The 22,820-nt window shown below is 72.1% G+C and carries 13 protein-coding genes; 9 read left to right on the forward strand and 4 right to left on the reverse strand.

Going from position 1 to position 22,820, the window contains the following annotated elements; all coding sequences use genetic code 11:
- Positions 1-13 precede the first annotated feature (13 nt).
- From G514_RS0101155 to G514_RS0101185, 7 genes are all read left to right on the forward strand, one after another.
- On the forward strand, positions 14-877 hold the full coding sequence (locus G514_RS0101155; protein ID WP_028650262.1) for a sulfurtransferase: 864 nt from the start codon (positions 14-16) through the stop codon (positions 875-877).
- Positions 877-1,188: a DUF1416 domain-containing protein gene (locus G514_RS0101160; RefSeq protein ID WP_028650263.1), complete on the forward strand. Its 312-nt coding sequence runs from the start codon at positions 877-879 to the stop codon at positions 1,186-1,188. The genes G514_RS0101155 and G514_RS0101160 overlap by 1 nt, the downstream gene beginning before the upstream one ends.
- 133 nt (positions 1,189-1,321) lie before the next feature.
- Positions 1,322-3,409, forward strand: a complete 2,088-nt coding sequence (locus G514_RS0101165) for a PAS domain S-box protein (RefSeq protein ID WP_084151691.1) — start codon at positions 1,322-1,324, stop codon at positions 3,407-3,409.
- Positions 3,406-4,140, forward strand: a complete 735-nt coding sequence (locus G514_RS24190) for a response regulator (RefSeq protein ID WP_036563170.1) — start codon at positions 3,406-3,408, stop codon at positions 4,138-4,140. The genes G514_RS0101165 and G514_RS24190 overlap by 4 nt, the downstream gene beginning before the upstream one ends.
- A gap of 386 nt (positions 4,141-4,526) precedes the next feature.
- On the forward strand, positions 4,527-15,536 hold the full coding sequence (locus G514_RS0101175; RefSeq protein ID WP_028650265.1) for a DUF7927 domain-containing protein: 11,010 nt from the start codon (positions 4,527-4,529) through the stop codon (positions 15,534-15,536).
- Complete coding sequence (locus G514_RS0101180) at positions 15,533-16,180, forward strand: class F sortase (protein ID WP_028650266.1); 648 nt, start codon at positions 15,533-15,535, stop codon at positions 16,178-16,180. Before G514_RS0101175 ends, G514_RS0101180 begins: the two co-directional genes overlap by 4 nt.
- Positions 16,181-16,327: 147 nt before the next feature.
- The gene (locus G514_RS0101185) at positions 16,328-16,522 is read left to right on the forward strand and encodes a hypothetical protein (RefSeq protein ID WP_157544542.1); all 195 of its coding nucleotides are present in this window, start codon (positions 16,328-16,330) and stop codon (positions 16,520-16,522) included.
- A gap of 3 nt (positions 16,523-16,525) precedes the next feature.
- Here the strand turns inward: G514_RS0101185 and dtd are convergent, their stop codons facing one another.
- Positions 16,526-16,954 (reverse strand): D-aminoacyl-tRNA deacylase, encoded by a 429-nt coding sequence (gene dtd / locus G514_RS0101190; protein ID WP_028650268.1) that lies wholly within the window; start codon positions 16,952-16,954, stop codon positions 16,526-16,528.
- A 256-nt stretch (positions 16,955-17,210) separates the two neighbouring features.
- On the opposite strand from dtd, the gene G514_RS28840 reads away from it, so the two are divergent.
- Positions 17,211-18,131, forward strand: a complete 921-nt coding sequence (locus tag G514_RS28840; RefSeq protein WP_028650269.1) for a type IV toxin-antitoxin system AbiEi family antitoxin domain-containing protein — start codon at positions 17,211-17,213, stop codon at positions 18,129-18,131.
- 99 nt (positions 18,132-18,230) lie between these two features.
- Here the strand turns inward: G514_RS28840 and G514_RS0101200 are convergent, their stop codons facing one another.
- The 3 genes from G514_RS0101200 to G514_RS24200 are packed head-to-tail and all read right to left on the reverse strand — an operon-like array spanning position 18,231 to position 21,693.
- On the reverse strand, positions 18,231-19,022 hold the full coding sequence (locus G514_RS0101200; protein WP_028650270.1) for an FkbM family methyltransferase: 792 nt from the start codon (positions 19,020-19,022) through the stop codon (positions 18,231-18,233).
- Positions 19,019-20,326: an O-antigen ligase family protein gene (locus G514_RS0101205; protein ID WP_028650271.1), complete on the reverse strand. Its 1,308-nt coding sequence runs from the start codon at positions 20,324-20,326 to the stop codon at positions 19,019-19,021. Before G514_RS0101205 ends, G514_RS0101200 begins: the two co-directional genes overlap by 4 nt.
- Complete coding sequence (locus G514_RS24200; RefSeq protein WP_051246417.1) at positions 20,323-21,693, reverse strand: tyrosine-protein kinase domain-containing protein; 1,371 nt, start codon at positions 21,691-21,693, stop codon at positions 20,323-20,325. The genes G514_RS0101205 and G514_RS24200 overlap by 4 nt, the downstream gene beginning before the upstream one ends.
- Before the next feature lie 108 nt (positions 21,694-21,801).
- Here G514_RS24200 and G514_RS0101215 point away from each other — a divergent pair, with 108 nt between their 5' ends.
- On the forward strand, positions 21,802-22,635 hold the full coding sequence (locus tag G514_RS0101215) for a beta-keto acid cleavage family enzyme (protein ID WP_028650272.1): 834 nt from the start codon (positions 21,802-21,804) through the stop codon (positions 22,633-22,635).
- Positions 22,636-22,820 lie beyond the last annotated feature (185 nt).

Genomic DNA, 22,820 nt, shown 5'->3' on the forward strand with positions numbered 1-22,820 from the left:
GAAGGAACCAGACATGACCCGTGAGAGCTCGCTCGTCACCGCCCAGTGGGTGGAGGAGCACCTGGACGACGACAAGGTCGTCCTCATCGAGGTGGACGAGGACACCACCGCCTACGACAAGGGCCACATCAAGGGCGCCATCAAGCTGGACTGGACGACCGACCTCCAGGACCAGGTCCGCCGCGACTTCATCGGCCGCGACCAGTTCTCGGCGCTCCTCTCGGAGCGGGGCGTCTCCAACGACGACACCGTGATCCTCTACGGCGGCAACAACAACTGGTTCGCCGCCTACGCGTACTGGTACTTCAAGCTCTACGGCCACCAGGACGTGCGGCTGATGGACGGCGGCCGGAAGAAGTGGGAGCTCGACTCCCGCGAGCTGACCGACGAGGTCCCGACCCGCCAGCCGGCGACGTACACCGCCGTCGATCAGGACCGCTCGATCCGCGCGTTCCGCGACGACGCGGTCGCGGCGATCGGAGTCCAGAACCTCATCGACGTCCGCAGCCCCGACGAGTACGCCGGCCGGCTGTTGGCCCCGGCACACCTGCCCCAGGAGCAGTCGCAGCGAGGCGGTCACATCCCGACCTCGCTCAACGTTCCGTGGAGCAAGAACTGCAACGACGACGGCACCTTCAAGTCCGACGAGGAGCTCAAGGCGCTCTACGACGAGGTCGGCCTCGACGACTCCAAGGACACGATCGCCCTGTGCCGCATCGGCGAGCGTTCCTCGCTGACCTGGTTCGTGCTCAAGGAGCTGCTCGGCCACCAGAACGTCAAGAACTACGACGGTTCCTGGACCGAGTACGGCTCGCTCGTGGGTGTGCCGATCGCGCTGGGCGACGAGCCGGGGCAGGCCGACGGGCAGGGCGCCTGATGTGCGGCGCCACTGAGGGCGGCCTGTCGCTCGACGGCGTCAACGTCGCCAAGGAGGCCGTGATCCAGGGGCAGGTGCTCAAGGCCGGACCCGACGGGCAGAGCCATCCGGTGGGCAACGCCTACGTCCGCCTGCTCGACCGCACGGGCGAGTTCACCGCCGAGGTGCCGACCTCGGCCACCGGCCACTTCCGGTTCTTCGCCGGCGAGGGTGACTGGACGCTGCGGACCCTGGTGCCCCAGACGGACCCCGTCGACCACCCGGTGCACGCGCAGGTCGGATCGGTCGCGGAGGTGACGGTCGCCGTCTAGTCCTTCCGGAGCGCCGCTCGGCGTCCGCGTGAGCGCACCCCACGGTCGGGCGTGTGCGATCGTGGCGGTTGGGTACTCATCACCCGGTCGGGTGAACAACGGGTTCGGAGGCGGACCATAGAGTCGGGCGGACATGGCTGAACAGGGGCGGCGCTGGCGCGCATGGCGCCAGCCGGGTGGGTGGTCGCTGACCGGCTACCCCTCATCCGGCCGGATCAGCCACGGACCCACCGGTCCGCTGCGCATCGTCCTCGTCGACGACTCCACCGAGGTGCGGACGCTGGTGCGGACCAAGCTGCGGCTCTCCGGGCAGGCGGTGGTCGAGGGCGAGGGCTCCGACGGCGCCGACGCCGTCGACCTCGCACGCCGGCTCACGCCGGACGCGATGCTGCTCGACGTGTCGATGCCCGGCATGGACGGCCTCGCAGCGCTGCCGCAGGTGCTCGAGCACTCACCCCGGACCAGGGTCGTGATGTTCAGCGGGTTCGACGAGGAGCCCCTCGCGCTGCGCGCGCTCGAGCTCGGCGCGACGTCCTACCTCACCAAGACTTCCTCCCTCGACGACGTGGTCTCCGAGCTGGTGCTCGCCGTCACGGGCGGCCAGACGGAGGGCCAGACCGATGGCCAGGGTGCGCGCGAGGCTGGAGGCGAGGAGCAGGACGCTGCGGCGCCGGGCGACACCGGGACGACCACGGCCGAGCCGGAGCCGACCTCCGAGGAGGACACCCTCGACGAGTCCGCGCTGGAGGAGCAGGTCGAGCGTTTCCAGAGCGTCTTCGAGGACGCCGCCATCGGCATGGCGACGATGACCCTGCAGGGACGCATCGTGCGTGCCAACGACGCCCTCTGCCGGATGCTCGGCGTGGCCGCCGACGATCTCCTCGGCAGCCCCTACGGCGAGGCGCTCGGTGACGAAGAAGGGCTGGCCGATGCCACGTCGGCCATCGTCGACCGCGGCGCCGACGTCGTCACGCTGGAGCACCCGCAGCGGGAGGAGGTCCACCGCCGGACCACGCTGACCGTGGTGCGCGACCGCAGCGGCAACCCGCTCTACCTCTTCGCGCAGTGCCAGGACGTCACGGCCCAGCGGCTCGCCGAGCTCGAGCTGAGGAAGAGCGAGCAGCGGTTCCGGCTCATGGTCGACGCCGTGCGCGAGTACGCCATCTTCATGCTCGACACCGACGGCCGGATCACCAGCTGGAACCGCGGCGCGCAGCGCAGCAAGGGCTGGACCGCCTCCGAGATCATCGGCAAGCACTTCCGGATCTTCTACCCGCCCGAGCAGCAGCAGGCCGGGCACCCCGAGCACGAGCTCGCGATCGCGGTCCGCGACGGCGTCTACCAGGAGGAGGGCTGGCGGGTCCGCAAGGACGGCAGCCGCTTCTGGGCGCACGTGACGATCACGAAGATGACCGACGACGAGGGCCAGCACATCGGCTTCGCCAAGGTGACGCGCGACCACACCGAGCGGATGCAGATGCTCGAGCAGCAGGGGCAGTACGCCCAGGCCCTCGGTGAGGCGAACGCGCGGCTCGAGCAGGCCAACGTCGAGCTGGCCGCCACTGCTGAGGAGCAGTCGCGCTTCCTCGCGCTGACCGCCCACGAGCTGCGCACCCCCGTCGGCGTCCTGAGCATGTCCGGCCAGATGCTGGCCGACAACTGGGCCGGCCTCGACGACGCCGAGCGCGAGGAGCTGCTGGCCGGCATGCGTGACAGCTCGGCCCGGCTGCAGCGCCTGCTCGGCGACCTGCTGACCACGTCGAGGCTGCAGGCGGCCACCCTCGACCTCCGCATCGAGGAGCGCGACGTGGCCGGCGCGCTCGGTCCGGTGCTGCAGCGACTGCGCGTCGCCCACCCGGACGCCGTGATCGAGGACGACCTCCCGCCCGGGGTGCGTGCCGTGTTCGACGCCGACCGGCTGGGGCAGATCGTCGACAACCTGGTGGCCAACGCCGTCTCCCACGGCCAGAGCCCGATCCGGGTCGATCTCCGCGAGCTCGAGGACCTGGTCGAGATCCGGGTGCTCGACGCCGGCCCCGGCGTCGCCCACGACCTCCGTGAGCGGCTCTTCGAGCGCTTCGCGACCCGGGGCGGGCAGGGCACCGGCCTCGGTCTCAACATCGTCCGGGAGCTCGCGCGCGCACAGGGGGGAGACGCCACCTACGCAGCCGAGGACAATGCCTTCGTGGTCCGCCTCCCAAGAGCAGCCGCGGTGTCGTGACCGTCCGCGTCCTGCTCGTCGACGACGTGGCAGACGTGCGTCGCCTGGTGCGCATCGCGTTGCGCTTCCACGGCGGGTTCGACGTCGTCGCCGAGGCCAAGGCGGGACTGCAGGCGATCGAGCTCGCCGGCCAGCACCGCCCCGACGTCGTGCTGCTCGACCTCGGCCTCCCCGACCTGGCCGGCCGTGACGTGCTGACCCGGCTGCGCGAGGTCGTGCCCGAGGCGAAGGTCGTGGTCTTCACCGGCGCCGAAAACGACGACCGGGCGTGGTACGAGGAGCACGTCGCGGGCTACGTGCTCAAAGGTGGCGAGCTCGACTACCTCGTCGGGCTGCTCGACGACATCGGCAGCGACCTGGGCCGCATCGAGACCGCGCGGTTCGAGCCGGATGCCAGCACCGTGCCGCTGGCCCGCGAGTTCGTCCGCGGATGGCTCGACCGGTGGGGCGCCGACCACCTGTCGGACGAGGCCTCGCTGGTGGTGACCGAGCTGGCCGCCAACGCCGTGCTGCACGCCGGCACGCCGTACGACGTCCGGATCAGCCACTCGGGCGGCGTGGTCCGCATCGAGGTCGGCGACGACGACGCCGGCACCCCCGAGCCGCAGCCGTTCAGCGCGGTCGCCGAGAGCGGCCGCGGGATCGTGCTCGTCTCGGCGATCTCCGCGTCGTGGGGCATCGAGGCCCAGCCGCGCGGCAAGGTGATCTGGGCCGAGCTCCGACCGGAGTGAGCCCCTCGCCCGTGCGGCACTGCGTCACCTGACCCGTCCGGGCCGTGCCGATGGCCCGTAGTGACTACGCGTACTCGGGTGGTCTGGACCGGTGTCCTGCGGGTTCGCGGGCAGTCACCGGAAACGCCTCGGCGGCACGCACGCCGGAGCTAGCGTCGCGGTGCTCCTGTGACCAGTGTGACCGAACCACGTACGGGGATGGCAACAGGGCGAACGGGGATGGCTACGAGCCTGTCCGGTCGTCTGGACCGCGCCCGGTGGTGAGGTGACGCCGGCCACCGCTCCAGCGTTCTTCTCCTGCCCGTCTCCGAGCGCCTTGCTCGCCGACATGACCCCACCGTGACCAGGGCCGCGCGACCGCGGCCCGGACGCAGACAGGCACCCCAGTGGCTCCCTCCTCCCAGCACCAGCACCGCACCCGTCGCGCCCGGCGGTGGCTGTACCCGCTCGCCAGCACCCTGGCGACCACCGCCCTCACGTTGAGCGTGGTCACTGTCCAGGCCCACGCCGACGAGTCCGTGCCCTCGTCGGGCCTGTCGGTGAGCACCGACCCCGTCGGTCCGACCGACTCCGGGCCGGCGCAGGCGACGACCGGCGCCGAGACGACCGGTGCCGAGACGACCGCCGAGACGACCGGTGCCGAGCCGGACCCGTCCGACTCGGAGGTGCCTGCCGGTCGAGCCCAGGACGCCGGCGCTGCTGACCTGGCCGCGCTGCCGTGCAACACCGTCTACTCGATCCAGGGCACCGACCCCCGCAACCTCTGGTCGGTCAACACCGGCACCGGCGTGCAGACCAGCGTCGGGAGCTTCACGATCGGCAGCTCGCTGACCGGCAACCTGAACGGGCTGGGCATCTCCGCGGACGGCGAGAAGGTCTACGGCGTGCTGCCGGCCAACTCGTCCGGGTCCGGGCGCTCGATCTACGTGCACACGCGCGCGGCCAACACGACCACCCTGCTGGGCGCAGGCGTCGCCAGCGCGGCGGTGACCCACGGCGCGGTCAACCCCGCGAACGGGTTCTACTACTACGGCGGCGTCTCGAGCGGGACGCTCAACGTCTACGGGTTCAACACGACCACCAACAGCTCCATCGGGCTGGTCGCTTCCGGCCCGATCCCCAACGGTGGCGGCAACGGCGACTGGGCGTTCGACACCCAGGGCCGGCTCTACGTCGTCGCCGGCGATGCCGGCGACAACCGGATCTCGGTCGTCAACCAGGCGATCCCCGCCACGACCCAGGCGACGCCGGTCGCCCTCACCGGCACGCTCCTGGCGACGTCGACCGTCAACGCGGCGATCAACGGCATCGCGTTCGGCGGCGACGGATATCTCTACATCGCGAGCGGCACCCGGATCTACAAGGTCAACCCGAGCAGCGGCCAGGCCGACGCGGGCCAGGCGCTGTCGCAGACCGGCTCCGTCGACCTCGCGTCGTGCGCCGTCCCGAGCACCATCGAGGTGGTGAAGAACCTCCCGGACGGTCGCGCCGGGGTCCTCGACCAGGCGACGCTGTCGATCTCGGGCGGTGGCCTGGCCGCTGCGGTCACCGCCACCACCACGGGCAGCGACACGGGGCTGCAGGACGACCCGGCGGAGACCGCGGGTCCGGTGCTCGGCCTCAACGGCGACACCTACACGGTGTCCGAGAGCGGCCTGGCCACCGGCGCGTCGTACATCAAGAGCTGGAAGTGCGTGAACACCACGAGCGGCACCACGCTCGCCCAGGGGACCGGCATCACCGGCACGGTGACGCTGCCGGCCGGGACGGCGACCGCGGTGGTGCTCTGCACCTTCACCAACGCGCTGCCCAAGAAGGACTACGGCGACGCCCCGGGCACCTTCACCACGACCCAGGCGCAGAACGGGCCGTCCCACACGCTGGTCGGCTACGACTCGGCGGCGCACACGTCGACGCTGATGCTCGGCGCCCACGTCGACGACGACGCCGACGGCGTGCCGACCGCCGGTGCGACCGGTGACGACACCACCGGCACCGACGACGAGGACGCCCTCGGCTCGCTCGCGCTCACGCCGGGTGCCACCACCGCGTCGGCGACCGTCCCGGTGGTCAACAGCACCGGGGCCGCGGCGACGCTCTACGGCTTCGTCGACACCAACGGCGACGGCACCTTCCAGACCTCGGAGACCGCGACCGCGAGCGTGCCGAACGGCGCGACCTCGGCGACGCTCGGCTGGACCGGGCTGCCCGCGATCACCCCCGGCACCCAGCCGGTGGTGCGGCTGCGCCTCACCTCGACCGCACTCACTGACAACCCCGTCACCATCAACTTCGACGACCGGTCCCAGGGCCCGGCGTCGGACGGCGAGGTCGAGGACCTCCTCGCGAGTGTCGACCAGGCGACGGACTACGGCGACGCACCCGCGTCGTACGCCACGACGAAGGCCGCGAACGGGCCGGCCCACGGTTTCGGCACGCCGCACCTCGGCGCCACGGTGGACTACGAGGCCGACGGCCAGCCGAATGCCGCTGCCGACGGCGACGACACGAACGCGACCGACGACGAGGACGGCGTGACGTTCAACCCCGCGCTGGGCTACCCCAGCCCGACGATCCGCACCGGCACCGACCCGGTCACGCTCGCCGCACCGGTCAACCACGTGACGGTCAACGCCTCCGCCGCAGGCTTCGCGAGCATGTGGGTCGACTGGAACGAGGACGGCGACTTCCTCGACGCGGGCGAGCGGGTGGCCGACGCGACGCCGGTCACCACGGGCGCGAACGACCTCACGTTCAGCAACGCCACGATCCCCGCCGACATCCGCACCTACGTGCGCGTGCGCTACAGCACCGACGCGGCCTCGATCCACGCGCCCACGGGCGCGGCGCCCAACGGCGAGGTCGAGGACTACCGGGTGCTCGTCGAGCGACTCATCGTGCCGTCGGCGTGCGCGCCGGTCAGCACCCCGTTCTACGCGCTGACCTACACGTCGGTGACCGAGAAGGCCACCGCTCCCGACGCGGCGCGCTACCCCGGAGTCACCGTCGTCGGCGGCGTGGTCGTCGACATGCTGGCCAAGGTCACCAGCGGCAGCCTCACCGCTGCCGGCTTCACCCTGCTCGGTGACGACGCGCTGTTCAACCTGTCGAACGGCAGCCTGGCGATGGACCTGCAGTTCACCTTCGTGCGCTCGGGCACCACCACGCCCATCGCGATCAACGGTGTCTGGTCGGTCAACGACATGGACCTGGGCGAGGCGACGGTCTACTCGAAGTCGCAGCTCGCCGGGGTGGCCATCACCCCGGGCAGCAAGGTCGTCCTCACCGAGACCCCGACCACCGTGAAGCTCGCCGGCGGCGTGTCGGGCAACGGCGACCCCACCCAGCGCTACCAGGCCTGGTTCATCGGCCAGAGCCAGCTCACCACGACCTGGGTCGGCTCGGGCTTCTGGCTCGACGGTGACGGCGACCTCTCGGTGCCGCCGAGCTGCGACGACTACGGCGACGCCCCCGACTCCTACAAGACGCTCCTCGGGTCTGACGGGCCGCACCACACGGTCACCCCCGGCCTGCGCCTGGGCGCGGACTCGGAGTTCGACGGCGACGGTCAGCCGACCGTCGGCGCCGACGGCGACGACACCAACCGCATCGACGACGAGGACGGCGTGGCCGCCCCGATCACCCAGGCCACGGGCCAGACGACGACGGTGACGGTCTCCGCCACGAACACCACCGGCGCCGGCGCGACGCTGGCCGGCTGGATCGACCTGAACTCCAACGGCTCGTTCGACGCGGCCGAGCGCGTGACGAAGCCGGTGCCGGCCAACAGCGGCACGGCGACGTACACCCTCGCGTTCCCGGCCGCCGTGACGAACGCCGACACCTACGCCCGGTTCCGGCTGCTCCCCGGAGCCCCTGCGGACCCGCTGCCCACCGGCGCGGCCACGGCGGGCGAGGTGGAGGACCACCGGGTGGCCGGGGCCGTCCCGGTCGTCACCTGCATGACCGACCCGGCACTGTTCAACACCGGCTACGACGGCTCTGCCAAGGCGGCCGCGGGCACCCTCGACCGCAACTGGCAGGTCGCCCTGGGCAACGCCACCGGCCCCGCCAGCGCGGGCGCCTACGCACCGGCGTGGGTGGTCACCCCCCACCCGGCGTGGTACCCGGGCACCTTCGGCAACGCGACCTGGATCTCCCGCTACGCCGACAACCAGCAGGTCGGCAACAGCGAGGACCTCTACTTCAGGTACACCTTCCGGATCGCCCCCGAGGTGTCGCTCGGCAGCTTCGCGCTGCCGATGGAGTTCTTCGCCGACAACTCGGTGCCGGACGTGTGGGTCAACGGCGTGTCGCAGGACCCGTTCGAGTCCGGCCTGCCCATGACCACGGGCGACCCGTACCAGTACGCCGGCTACCAGCTCGCGAACAAGGCGGCCACGTCGCTCAGCCACGGCTTCCAGACAGGGCTCAACACGGTCGTCGTCCGCGTCGCCAGCGGCGCGCCGGCGGTCGGCTTCCTGGCGCAGATCAACGCGAAGGCGCTGTGCACCGACCGCGGTGACGCGCCGGACGGCTACGGCACGACCGGGGTCACCGGCGCGAGCCACGGCCTGCTCGGCTACGACGACAGCACCCACACCGCCGACCTGATGATCGGCGCCAGGGTGGACGCCGAGGCCGACGGTGCCCCCGGGGCGACGGCGACCGGTGACGACCTCGCCGGTGTCGACGACGAGGACGGCGTCGCGCCGGTCACGGTGACCAAGGGCAGTGCCCCCAGCATCACGGTCCAGGTGACGAACTCGACGGCCGCGCCGGCGACGATCGCCGGCTGGGTCGACCTCGACAAGTCCGGGACGTTCGACGCCGACGAGCGCGCGGTCGCGACCGTCGCGCCGATGACCACCGGTGGCACGGTCACGCTCACGTGGGCCGGCACGGTGACGACCTCGCAGTCGACCTACGCCCGGTTCCGGCTGTTCCCGGGCGTCGTGACCGACCCGCAGCCGGCCGGCCAGGCCACGGCCGGTGAGGTCGAGGACCACCAGGTCACCACGCTGACCCCGTCGCTGAAGGTTGAGAAGACCTCCGACGCCACGGCCAGCAGCGGCCCGGGCGACACCGTGCACTACACGGTGACGCTGACCAACACCGGGACCGGCGCGTTCACCGCGGCCAACCCGGCGCGGCTGGTAGACGACCTGACCGGCGTGCTGGACGACGCGACGTACCAGAACGACGCCGTGGCGACGCTCGACGGAGTCGCCGTCGGTGCTCCGACGTACGCCGCCCCGCGCGTCTCGTGGTCCGGCCCCCTCGCCGCGGGCAAGGCCGTGGTCGTGACCTACTCGATCGTGCTCGGCGGCGGTGGCGACGGACACGTCCGCAACACCGCCTTCGCGCCGCCGACCGGCGACCCGAACCCGCCCACGCCCGACTGCACCACGCCGGCGCCCACGTGTGCGACCGTCGACCACGAGCTGCCCAAGCTGACGGTCACCAAGGTCGCCAACCGCACCCAGCTGCCCGCGGTCGGCCAGACGATCACCTACACGGTGACGGTCGAGAACACCGGGCTCGGCGACTACACGGCGGCCCACCCGGCGACGTTCGCCGACGACCTCAGCGAGGTCCTTGACGACGCGACGCTGAGCCAGTCGGACGTCACGGCCACCCGCGGCACGGCGACGTTCACCTCGCCGAACCTCACCTGGACCGGCACGCTGCCGTCGGGCGGGTCGGCGACGATCACCTACACGCTGACCTACACCGGCGCCGGCGACCACCAGCTCGACAACTCCGCGTGCGTGCCCTCGGACGAGGCCGCCGACCCGAGCGACGACTGCCGCACGGTGTCGGTGCCGGGCTCCGGGCTGCGCCACCACAAGAGCGTGTCCCCGGCGTCCGGCACGCCGGTCGAGGTCGGCCAGGTGCTGACCTACACGCTGACCTTCGAGAACGTCGGCAACGCGCCCGCGACGGTCGACAGCAGCGACGACCTGTCCGACGTCCTCGACGACGCGCAGCTCGTCGGCGTGCCGACCGCCGGGCCGGGGCTCACGGCGACGGTCAACGGCACCCAGCTCGACGTCGACGGCACCGTCCCCGCCGGCGAGACCCGGACCGTGACCTACCAGGTCGTGGTGCGCGCCTACGCCGACCAGGGCAACCACCAGGTCGCCAACTCGCTGGGCTGCGAGTCGGGCGAGCCGGCCGGCTGCGCCCCCGAGACGACGACCAACCCCGTGCGTCACGCCACGCTGACCAAGACCTCGACCGCGACGGCCGACAGCAAGCCCGGCGACGCCGTGACCTACACGGTGACGATCGAGAACGACGGCACCGGTGACTGGACGGCGCTCGACCCGGCGTCCGTGGTCGACGACCTCAGCGGGGTGCTCGACGACGCGACCTACGACGGCACGGCCACGGCCAGCGCCGGCACCACGTCGTACGCCGCGCCGAGGCTGACCTGGACCGGCGCGCTCGCGCACGGTGACACCGTGACGATCACCTACGCCGTCACGCTCACCGGCGGAGGCGACGGCCACGTCGACAACGTCGTCTGGCAGCCGGCCGACCCCGGCACCCCGGGCCCGACCCCCGACTGCAGCACCGCGTCGGTGCCGTGCGCCGAGCACGGGTACGACCTGCCCAAGCTGACCGTCGACAAGACATCCGACCGGACCACGATCAACGCCGACGGCGACCGGATCACCTACACCGTCACGGTCACCAACCCGGGACCGGGCGCCTACACCGCCGCCCACCCGGCGACGTTCAGCGACGACCTCTCCGGCGTGCTCGACGACGCGGCCTTCGACGTGGGCTCCGAGACCGCGACGACCGGCACCGCGACGTTCACCGGCACGACGCTCGACTGGAGCGGCGTCCTCGCCCCCGGCCAGTCGGCGACCGTGACCTACACCGTCACCTACGACAGCACGCTCGGCGGCGACTTCGCCGTGGACAACCTCGTGTGCGTGCCCCCCTCGGAGGCCCTGGACCCGGCGGACCGCTGCAGCACGGTCAAGACGCCGGGCTCGGGCCTGCGCGAGAAGAAGGACGTCGACCCTGCCACCGGCACGCCCGTGGCCGAGGGGCAGGTGCTGACCTACACGCTGACCTTCCAGAACGTCGGCGCGGCACCGGCCGCGGTCGACAACAGCGACGACCTCAGCGGCGTCGTCGACGACGCGACGCTGGTGCCCGGCTCGCTCAGCGCGGACGCCGGCCTCACGGCGGTGCTCAACGGCGCCGGCGACCGGCTCGACGTCACCGGCACGGTCCCGGTGGGGGCGACCCTCACCGTGACCTACCAGGTCACGGTCAAGGCGTACGCCGACCAGGGTGACCACGTCGTGGCCAACGCCCTCGGCTGCGAGCCCTTCGACGTCCCGTGCGTGCCGACCACCACCTCCAACCCGGTGCGGCACCTGAAGGTCACCAAGAACTCCGACGCCACCGCGGACAGCAAGCCCGGTGACACCGTCACCTACACCGTGCGTCTCGAGAACGACGGCGCCGGCGACTACACCGTCGCGCAGCCGGCCGCGCTGGTCGACGACCTGACCGGCGTCCTCGACGACGCGACGTTCGACGGCGTCGCCCACGCCAGCCAAGGCCCGGCGCCGACGTACACCGCGCCGCGGATCACGTGGTCCGGCCCGCTCGCCGCGGGCGACGAGGTGCGCGTGACCTACGAGGTCGTCCTCAAGGGCGGCGGCGACGGCCACGTCGACAACGTCGCCTGGGCGCCGGTCGACCCCGGGACCCCGGGCCCGACGCCGGACTGCGCCACGGCCGTCGTGCCCTGCGCCGACGAGTCGTTCGACCTGCCCAAGCTCGTCATCAGCAAGAGCGCGGACCGGTCCGAGCTGACCGCCACCGGCCAGGTGGTGACCTACACGGTCGTCGTGACCAACCCCGGACCCGGCGACTACACCGCCGACCATCTGGCGGCGTTCAGCGACGACCTGTCGGACGTGGTCGACGACGCCGAGCTCGACCCGGCGTCCGTCACGACCTCGAGCGGCACGGCGACCTACCTGAGCCCGCTGCTCGTGTGGACCGGCGTCCTGGGGGCGGGTGACTCGGCCACGATCACCTACCGGGCGACCTACCGTGCCACCGGCGACCACGTCCTCGCCAACACCGCCTGCGTGCCCGCCGGCGAGGCGCGCACGCCGGGGGAGCGCTGCGACAGCGTCATCCCGAACGGCTCGACGCTCGCCCACGCGAAGAGCGTGAGCCCGGCGTCGGGCACGCCGGTGCAGGTGGGCCAGGTCCTGACCTACACGCTGGGCTTCACCAAGAGCAACGGTGTGCCGGCGCTCGTCGACACGGTCGACGACCTGTCCGGCGTGCTGGACGACGCGACGCTGGTGCCCGGCTCGGTGCAGGCTGGCCCGGGCCTGACCGCGACCGTCAACGGCACGGACCTGGTCGTGACGGGCACCCTCCTCGTGCCCGCGACGGTGACCTACCAGGTCGTCGTGAAGCCGTTCGACCAGCAGGGCGACCACGTGCTCGCGAACGCTCTCGCATGCGAGCCGGGGGACCCGCAGCCGTGCAGCCCGGAGACGACGAGCAACCCCGTCGCGCACCTCGACGTCGACAAGTCCTCGGACCGGACGGTCGACAGCAAGCCGGGCGACACGATCACCTACACGGTGACCGGCCACAACGACGGTCCCGGTGACTTCGCCGCGGCCGACCCGGCCACGCTGGTCGACGACCTCACCGGCGTCCTCGACGACGCGACGTACGGCAACGACGCGGCTTCCGACCGCGGCGCCGCGCCGACGTACGCCGCCCCGCGGATCACGTGGGCCGGCGCGCTGGCCCACGGCGACACGGTGACGGTCACCTACACCGTGGTGCTCACAGGCGGCGGCGACGGCCTGGTCCGCAACGTGGCCTGGGACCCGGACGGTCCGCCCGGGCCGACGCCCGACTGCGCCACGTCGCCGCTGCCGTGCGACGAGGAGTCCTTCGACCTGCCCAAGCTCAGCGTCGCGAAGTCCGCGGACCGGGCCGACCTGCCGGCGACCGGTGAGGACGTGACCTACACCGTCGTCGTGACCAACGAGGGCCCGGGCGACTACACCGCCGCCCATCCCGCGACGTTCAGCGACGACCTGTCCGAGGTGCTCGACGACGCCACCCTCGAGGGTGTCGTCGGGGCCACCGTGGGCGCCGCGTCGATCACCGGCACGACCCTGTCGTGGAGCGGCGTCCTCGTGGCGCACCAGTCGGCGACCATCACCTACACCTTCACCTACCGGGCCACCGGCAACCACGTGCTCGACAACACGGCGTGCATCCCGGCCTCGGAGGCGCAGGTCCCGGCGCAGAGCTGCGACACGGTCTCCGTGCCCGGCTCCGGCCTGGTGCACCACAAGTCCGTCAGCCCGGCCGCGGGGACCGCGGTCGAGGTCGGTGACGTGCTCACCTACACGCTGACCTTCGACAACACCCTCGGCCAGACCGCCGCGACCGTCGACACCGAGGACGACCTGTCCGCCGTGCTCGACGACGCGACGCTCGACACCGCCTCCATCACGGCGGGAGCGGGGCTGAACGCCGCGCCGACGCCGGTCGGTGCGCCCACGGCGCTGGCCGTGACCGGTGCGGTGCCGGCGGGTGCGACGCGCACGGTGACCTACCAGGTCACGGTGAAGCCGTTCGCCCAGCAGGGCGACCACGTCATCACCAACGCGCTGGCCTGCGAGCCCGGCGAGCCGGACCCGTGCGCGCCGGAGACGACCACCAACCCGGTGCGGCACGTGGTGCTCACGAAGGTGAGGACCTCGCCTGCCGCTCCGGACACCGGGGACACGGTGACCTACACGCTGACCGTGCACAACGACGGCACCGGCGACTGGACCGGCGCCGACCCGGCGGCCGTGGTCGACGACCTGACCGACGTGCTGGACGACGCCACCTGGGACGACACGGCCACCGCCTCGGCGGGCACGGTCTCGTTCGCGAGCCCGCTGCTCGCCTGGTCGGGAGCGCTGGCGCACGGCGACACGGTGACGATCACCTACGGCGTCACGGTGACCAACCAGGGCGGCCACCGGCTCACCAACACCGCGTCGGTGACCGGCTGCCCGCTGCCGGAGTGCACGCCGCCCCCGGTCGTCACGCCGCTGCCGCACGTCGTCCCGGAGAAGACGTCGACGCCGGCCGGCCCCGTGCAGCCGGGAGACGTGGTCACCTACACGCTGTCGTGGACCAACGACGGGCACGCGCCCGGCGTCGTCGACAGCACCGACGACCTCACCGGCGTCCTCGACGACGCCACCGTGGTCAGCGAGCCCACGAGCTCCGACCCGGCCGTGACCGCGACCCGCACCGGCGCGAGCCTGCGCGTGGCCGGCCCGATCGCGGCCGGCGACACGGTGACCGTGACCTACCAGGTCAAGGTGAAGCCGTCGGGCCAGCACGGCGACAACAACCTCGCCAACGTGCTGACCCCGGACACGCCGCAGGTGACCTGCCCGCCGTTCCCGTGCACGCCGGTGCCGCCGCCCGCCACGGCGCACCCGGTCGGTGACCTCGACGACTGGAAGACCGTCGACCCGGCCAGCGGGAGCGCGGTCAAGCCCGGCCGCCGGCTCACCTACACGCTGCACTTCGCCAGCGTGGGCACCGGCCCGGTCACCGTGACCAGGGTCGACGACCTCAGCGGCGTGCTCGACGACGCGACGCTGGTCGGTGCGCCGACGTCCTCCTCGCCGGCGCTCGCCGTCAGCGGCCCGACCGCGGGCCGGATCGCCGTCGCCGGCACGCTGCCCGCGGGCACATCCGCGACGGTGACCTACACCGTCGAGGTGAAGCACGACGGCCAGCGCGGCGACGACCGGCTCGGCAACTTCCTGCTCGACCCGGGCCAGCAGCCGCCGGCGTCGTGCTCGGTCGGCAGCCCGAAGGCCGACGCCCACGCCGACTGCACGCTCAACCAGGTGGTGCCGCTCGAGTTCGACCTCAGGCTGGACAAGCGGGTGGTCTCGAGCAGCACCGTCGAGCCGGGCGACTCGGTGCGCTACCGCCTCCGCGTCAGCAACCGCGGCCCCGACACCGCGCCCGCACCGATCGTGGTGCGCGACGCCCTCCCGGCCGGACTGGAGCTGGTGTCGGCACGTGGCAAGGGCTGGCGCTGCACGGTCAAGAAGGCCTCGGACGTGGTGGTCTGCCGCCGCGACGGCGACCTCGCCGCCGGCAAGAAGGCACCCGCCATCCACGTCGTGGCCAAGGTCGCCGCGGGTGCGTCGGGGCGGATCGTGAACAGGGCCAAGGTCAAGGCTGCGGGCGACGTGTCGCCGGTGAACAACCGCGACACGGCACCGATCTCGGTCTCCGCGGTGCCGAACCTCCCGCACACGGGCTTCCGGGTCCGGGTCCCGGGTCTACGGTTCGGTTGGTGAGGACGAGCCGGGTCGCAGCGCTGCTGACGGCCGGGGCGCTGCTCGGCGGCGTCCTGGTCGCGGCGGCGCCCGTCTCGACGGCTGCCGTCTCGGCGGCTGCCGTCTCGGCGGCTGCCGTCCGTGCGTCGGCCGCGCCGCGCGCGCTGACGTGCCCGCAACCGGACCGGCCGTTCACGCCGACCTCGATCACGATCCCGCGCGTGGTCGGCCCCACCCGGGTGCTCGCGCTGGGCCGCGACGCGCACGGCGTGCCGAAGCCGCCGCCGCTCACCGACCGGGGCAAGTGGCAGTTCGGCTGGGACAGGGAGTCCCACATCCGCGCGGGCAGCCCGCGCGGCGTCGTACGCCTCACGGCGCACACCTACCCGCGGGACGGCTCCTACGGCCTGGCGCTCGGCAACCGACTGCTCACCAGGCTCCGCGTCGGCGCGACGCTCGCGGTGGCCGGGCCGAAGGGGAAGCGGATGTGCTACCGCGTCGTGCGGCGGGTCTCGGTGCGGGCCGAGCAGTCCGTGCCCTCCTACTACGACTCGTCGGGCCGGCCGCGGCTGGCGATCCTGGTCTGCTCCGGCGTACGCCGTGGGCCGGGCGACTGGAGCCACCGCACGATCTGGTTCGCCGAGCCGGTGCACCGCGCCGGCTGACTGGTCCAGACCGCGGCGGGCGCCGGGCGGGGTTCGCGTCATGCCCGGCGCGCAGCCTCGTTGAGGAGACGACACACACGACTGGGGGGTCATGCGTTGCTGAGTCACGCACAGGCGGCGGAGGTCGCGAAGCGGTTCAACCCACCGATGGGACGGACCTACTGGTTCTCCGACGACGGGTCGCTGCTGAGCGGCGCCGAGGCGCAGCGCGCGGTCGCGTCGGCCGCGGGCGAGATCTACGTCTGCCGGCGTCCTGCGGGGGGCGGGCCGGTCGAGATCGCGCGGGTGACACCCGAGGAGCTGGCGGAAGGGACCGAGCCGGCGTTCGGCGTGCCCTGGTGAGACTCAGCCGCTCTCGAGCAGCAGCGTGACCGGGCCGTCGTTGACGGACTCCACGCGCATGTCGGCGCCGAACACCCCGCGCTCGACGTGCGCGCCGAGCCGCTCGAGCTCGGCGCAGAGCTCGTCGTAGACCGGCTCGGAGACCGGGCCGGGCGCGGCCGCCTGCCAGGTGGGGCGCCGGCCCTTGCGCGCGTCGCCGTAGAGCGTGAACTGGCTGACCACGAGGATCGGAGCGCCGAGCTCGGACGCCGACCGCTCCTCCCGCATCAGCCGCAGCTCCCACAGCTTGCGGGCCAGCCACGCGACCTCGGCCGGCCCGTCGCCGTGGGTGATGCCGACGTAGGCCAGCAGCCCCGGCCCGATGATCGACCCGACCACCTCGCCGTCGACCGTCACCGCCGCGCTGAGCACGCGCTGGACGACCGCTCTCACGTCGCCAGCATCGCAGGCTGGGCGGCGGGGCCTCGCGGTGGGCAGTTTCACCGGGTACCCGGTGAAACTGCCGCTGACCGGCTGGAACTCCATCAGGTCAGCGCCAGTTTCTTGACACCAGTTCGCGGGCGGCCGCCGTCACGGTCCGCGAATCGTCCACAGCTTCGCGACCAGCCCGGTCGTCCACAGCCGGCTCGTCGTCGCACGGAGACTGACCGCACCGGGCGGAACGCTCGTCGGCATGGTTGTTGAGCTCATGACACCGTCCGGTCTGCTCCTGCGCAAGGACGCCATCGCGTACGGGTACGACGACAAGTACCTGCGTCGCCTGGTCCTGTCCGGGCAGATCGTGCGCATCCGGCAGGGCGCCTACGTTAAGACCGACGTGTGGCGCAATCTCGACGATCGCGATCGCCACCTGCTGTTGTGCGAGGCCGTCGTGGCGCAGTACGACGACGCCATCGCCTTGTCGCACAGCAGCGCGGTCCTGCAGCACGACGGTCCCGACTACGGTCTGGACCTGTCCAGCGTCCATGTCACCCACCTGCTCGACGGCGGCGGTCGCCGTGGCGCGAAGGTCATCCATCACGAGGGGCGTTGCGGCGCGTTCGACATCACGAGGATGGACGATCACTGGCTGACAGCACCGGCACGCACCGTGCTGGACGTCGCGATCCTCCACGGCCTCGAGGTAGGCGTGGTCGTCGCCGACGACTTCATCCACCGTGGTCTGACCACCACGGCGGAGCTCGAGCAGCTCTACGAGCAGGTGAAGGCCTGGCCCGGCGCCCTCATCCTCCGGCTCGTCATCTCTCTCGCCACCGGCAAGTCCGAGTCGGTCGGCGAGACCCTGGGCTTCCTCCTCTGTCGCAACCAGCGCCTTCCCCGTCCCGAGCAGCAGTTCGAGATCTTCCACCCCGACGGGCGGCTCGCCGGCCGCACCGACTGGGCGTGGCCGGACTACGGCGTGTTCGGCGAGTTCGACGGGCTGATGAAGTATCTGCGCTACCGCCGCCCGGGCGAGACGATCGAGCAGACAGTCATTCGGGAGAAGCGGCGCGAGGACCTGCTCCGCGAGCTGACGGGTTATCGGTGCATCCGCGTGATCTGGCCCGAGCTGTTCCGGCAGGAGGCGACCGGCCAGCGCATCCGCAGCGTCCTGCGCTGCGCCGCCTGACCGACGAGCTGCCCCCACGAAACTGCCGCTGACCGGATGGAGTTCCTTGCGGTCAGCGGCAGTTTCACCGGGTACCCGGTGAAACTGCCCCGCGGGGCCCTACCCCGTACGCCGCAGCCAGACCGTGCCCTGGCGCGGACCGGCGGGCTCGTGGGCGACCTCGCGCAGGCCGGCGGCGGCGAGGAAGGCCGACAGCTCGGACCAGGAGTGGCCGGGCACGTCGTGGTACTCCATGACCAGCGTCTGCACGCCCGCCCAGTTTCCGGGCTCGCTGCCGAGCACGATGGCGTACTCCGCGCCCTCGGTGTCGAGCTTGACCAGGTCGACCCGGCCGCCGGCGTCCGCCACAACCCCGGCGAAGGTCCGGCACGGGACCGTCACGAGCGAGCCCGTGGTGCTGGTCAGCCCGTTGAGCGCGCTCGCGTGGACGTTGTCGGCGAGGTCGAGGGTCCCGTCGTGGTCGGACACCGCGACGGCCTGCGCCCTGACCCGGTCGGCCAGGCCGTTGTAGGCAACGTTGCGCGTCAGCCAGCGCGCGGTCGAGGGGGACGCCTCGTAGGCGTGCACCGTCGCGCCGTCGAGACGCGTCGCGACCGCGAGGGAGAAGCAGCCGATCTGCGCCCCGATGTCGAGCACGACCGGCCGGTCGGGCAGACCGGCCGCGAGGTCGTCCAGCCGGTAGGCGTCCTCGGCGAACACCTCGTAGACCGGCACCCGCGCGCCCGCGTGGTTGGGGCACGTGATCCTCAGTCCGTCGCGGGTGCGGAAGGTCAGCTCCTCGCGACGCCACGGGGTCAGCGCCGAGCCGAGGTCGGCGAGCACCCGCGGACCGTTGGCGAAGCCGAGGGTCTGGCGCACCCGGCGGGCGGCCAGGGCGGGCGAGCGGCTCATGCTGACGCCCCTGCCGGGACCGCTGTGGGTGTGGTGGTCATGTCGTCCTGTTCTCCCGGTGGGTCGTCAGGACGGTCGACCGCGGCCACGACGGCGAGCGCGATGCCCATCCAGACGAACCGGTCCCAGATGCTGTTGGTGAGCATGCACATCGCGGCGTACCCGAGCGGCGCGTAGCCCAGCCGCCGCAGCGGCCCGGTGCCGAACAGCGGGAGCACGCCGGTCGAGAACACCAGCAGGTGGAACGCCAGGCCGACGACGCCGATGCCGATGGCGATCTCGAGGTAGACGTTGTGGGCGTCGTAGGCGTGCGCGTCGAAGCCACCGCCCAGGATCGGGTGCTCGAGGAACCTGCTCCACCCCGTCTTGATCGCCACGGTGCGCTCGTTGTCGGAGAAGCTGGTGGTCGAGTCGCCACGGATGCGGCTGAACGCCGAGCCCTCGCTCGTGCTGCCGAGCAGCGCGTTGCCGACGAAGACGAGGCCCAGGCCCCCGGCCACGACCAGGTAGCCGGAGAGCAGCGACCGCTCCAGCAGCGGGTAGAGCACGACCAGCATCGCCAGCACCAGCACGGCTGCGCGGCTCCCCGACATGCTGACCGAGCCGACCGTCGCGAGGCCCGCTCCCCACACGACCCACCGCCACCGGCGCGGGGTGCGGTGGTAGAGGTGGATCAGCAGGCCGGCGGTGACCGTCCCGGCGATCCCGAAGAAGTTGTAGTGGGTGGTGAGCCCGTCGTAGCGCCCCGTGGCGGGGTCCTGCCCGGTCACCACGGCGTACGCAGTGCTGGTGACGTGCCCGGCGACGTAGCACCAGGCCAGCACGTCGATCAGGCGCCTGCTGGGCGCCCACATCAGGAAGAAGAGCGGCAGCGCCACGGTCGCGGCGGGCAGGCGGATGCCGTAGAAGAGGTCGATACCGGGGGTCTCGCTCAGCATCGACGCAATGAGAACGAGCACGATCACGCCCACGGAGCCGACCAGCCAGCCCATCGGGTACCGGCTCCGCCGCCGGAGCAGGGTCGGCAGCAGCAGCCCAGCGCCGAGGGCCAGGAAGAGGTCGGAGAAGGTGACGAAGTCGGCGGTCGGGATCGGGCGGACGGAGTTCTGCGGCGCGGTGAACAGCGCGAGCAGCACGAAGCCGGTGCCGAGCCGCTCCGGCCCCAGCACCACCAGCAGGGTCACGACCACGGCGCAGGTGAGCGCGGCCAGCGCCCCGACCAGGCCCGTGGTCGACAGCGCCACGAGCGCGCCCAGCAGGAGGACCGCCGCTGCGCCGAGGGTGCCGCGCCCGACGACGGTCACTTCTTGCGCGCCCCGCCGGGTGTGGCGTCCTCGTAGTAGTAGTAGTAGTACGAGTTCGCCGCACGCCGCGGGATCATGTTGATCACGACGCCGAACACGCGGGCACCGACGTTCTCGAGGCGGGAGACCGCCTCGCGCAGCTGGTCGCGCGTCGTCTTGCCGTGCCGGGCCACGACGATCGCGCCGTCGGTGGCGGTCGCGATGACGGCGGCATCGGCGACGGGGAGCAGCGGCGGGGCGTCCACGATGACCATGTCGAAGTCGTCGCGGAGCCGCTTGAGCAGGTCGTGGGTGACCCTCGACTGCAGGATCTCGGTCGGGTTCGGCGGCTTGGGCCCGCTGGCCAGGAAGTTGAGCCCGCTCTCGGCGTGCACCTGGATCGCGTCCTCGAGCTCGGTGGTGCCGACCAGCACGCTCGTGAGCCCGACCGCGCCGTCGAGGTCGAGGAGGCTGGCCACCCGCGGCCGGCGCAGGTCGCCGTCGACGAGCAGCACCTTGCGCCCCGCCTGGGCCAGGGCCACGGCGAGGTTGGCCGAGGTCACGGTCTTGCCCTCGCCCGGCACCGCGCTGGTGATCACGAGGCTGCGCGGCTGCTGCTCGAGGTCGAGGAACTGCAGGTTGGTGCGCAGCAGCCGGAACGCCTCGGTGCGCGGCGCGAACGCGCCGAGGTCGGTGAGCAGCGGGCTCTTCTTCATCGCGCTGTCGAAGCCGATGCTCGCGAGCACGGGTGCGTTGCTGACCTCCTCGACGTGCTCCAGGCTGCTCACCGAGCGGTCGAGGACGTCGCGCGCGACCGCGAGACCGATGCCGAGCACGAGCCCGAGCAGGCCCGCGACCACGAGGTTGAGCACGGTGCGCGGGGTGACGGGGTCTGACTGGTGGTCGGCCGGGTCGGTGACGCGCGCGATGATCTGGGAGCTGGTCGTGCCCGTCGGCGTCTCGACTTCGCCGAGGTAGTCCGCGAGCTTCTGCGAGAGCGTCGCGTTGATCGTCTGCGCCACGGCCGGGTTGCGGTCGGTGACGGTGAGCCTGATCTGCGACGTGGCCGGCACCACCTCGGAGTCGATCTTGTCGGCCAGCGACCCGACGCTCAGGTCCAGACCGAGCTCGGACCGCACCGCGTCGAGCAGGTCGCCGCTGGTCGCCAGGTCGGCGTACGTCTCCATCCGGGTCGAGATGGCGTAGGTCGCGGCGTAGTTGTCCGACGCGTCGCGCATGTTGGCCGAGATGAAGATCGTGGCGCTCGACTGGTACTGCTTCGTCGCCGTGAACGTGTACGCCGCGCTGGCGCCGACCGCGATGACGAACAGGACGGCGATCGTCATCCAGCGGCGGCGCAGCACCTGGATGATCTGCTTGAAGTCCACGGGGGTGGGTCTCTTCCGACATGGGGATGTTGGTCAGAGGGACAACGACCGGCTGGGCCGAAAGGCACGTGTGATCAGGCGAGATGCCCATCTGGCACCATGCCCTCCATGGCTGACCCGCTGCTGATCACGGTCGCGCCCACCGGCGCCGAGACCGCCAAGGAGGACTGTCCTCAGCTCCCGACCACGCTCGACGAGCTGGTCGCGACGGCCAAGGAGTGCGAGGCCGCGGGAGCCGCGATGATCCACGTCCACATCCGCGACGCCGACCACCGACCCACGCTCGACCTCGGGCGGCTCACCGACACCGTCAGCGCGCTCCACGAGAGCACCGGGCTCGTGGTCCAGCTCTCGACCGGCGGCTCCGTGCACGACCCGCTCGACCTGCGGCTGAAGGTGCTCGACGCGGCGCCCGACTCGTGCAGCCTGACGATGGGCACGACCAACTTCGGTGACGACGTGTTCTCGAACCCGTGGCCGTTCATCACCGAGCTCTACCAGCTCAGCCAGGAGCGCCAGGTGGTGCCGGAGTTCGAGCTGTTCGACCTCGGCCACGTCGCCGCCCTGCGCCGCCTCCTCGACCGCTACGGGCTGCCGTACGGCGGCAAGGTGCACGTCGACTTCGTGATGGGCGTGCCGGGCGGCATGCCGGGCACGGCCGCGGCTCTCGTCGCGGGCGTCGCGGCCCTCCCCGACGCCGTCACGTCGTGGTCGGCCACCGGCATCGGCCGCACGACCCTGAGCGTCATGCTCGCCTCGCTCGCCCAGGGCGGCCACCTGCGCGTCGGCATGGAGGACGTGCTCACGATCAGCAAGGGCGTCCCGGTCGAGTCCAACCGCCAGCTCGTCGAACGCGCCGTCGAGGCCGGCCGCCTCGCCCAGCGCACCCCCATGAGCGGCACCGAGGCCCGCGCCCTCCTCGGCCTCCCTGCCGCTGCTTGAGCAGGTCGCCCAGCGACCGCCTTCGTACGGTGGTCGAGGAGTCGCGCAGCGACGGTCGTCGTGGGTGGTTGAGGAGGTCGCGCAGCGACCGTCTCGAAACCTCGTACGCCGGGGCTGGGGCGCAACCGCGCTCGGTCGCTCGGGCGCCATCGCTGCGGAGGTTTCGAGACAGGCGCTAGCGCGCC

Origin of the sequence: Nocardioides halotolerans DSM 19273 (assembly GCF_000422805.1) — a bacterium.
GTDB classification, from domain to species: Bacteria; Actinomycetota; Actinomycetes; order Propionibacteriales; family Nocardioidaceae; genus Nocardioides; species Nocardioides halotolerans.

Coding starts and splice junctions, on each gene's coding strand:
- G514_RS0101155 (WP_028650262.1), top strand. CDS start 14: ATGACCCGTGAGAGCTCGCTCGTCACCGCCCAGTGGGTGGAGGAGCAC.
- G514_RS0101160 (WP_028650263.1), top strand. CDS start 877: ATGTGCGGCGCCACTGAGGGCGGCCTGTCGCTCGACGGCGTCAACGTC.
- G514_RS0101165 (WP_084151691.1), top strand. CDS start 1,322: ATGGCTGAACAGGGGCGGCGCTGGCGCGCATGGCGCCAGCCGGGTGGG.
- G514_RS0101185 (WP_157544542.1), top strand. CDS start 16,328: ATGGGACGGACCTACTGGTTCTCCGACGACGGGTCGCTGCTGAGCGGC.
- G514_RS28840 (WP_028650269.1), top strand. CDS start 17,211: ATGACACCGTCCGGTCTGCTCCTGCGCAAGGACGCCATCGCGTACGGG.
- G514_RS0101200 (WP_028650270.1), bottom strand. CDS start 19,022: ATGAGCCGCTCGCCCGCCCTGGCCGCCCGCCGGGTGCGCCAGACCCTC.
- G514_RS0101215 (WP_028650272.1), top strand. CDS start 21,802: ATGGCTGACCCGCTGCTGATCACGGTCGCGCCCACCGGCGCCGAGACC.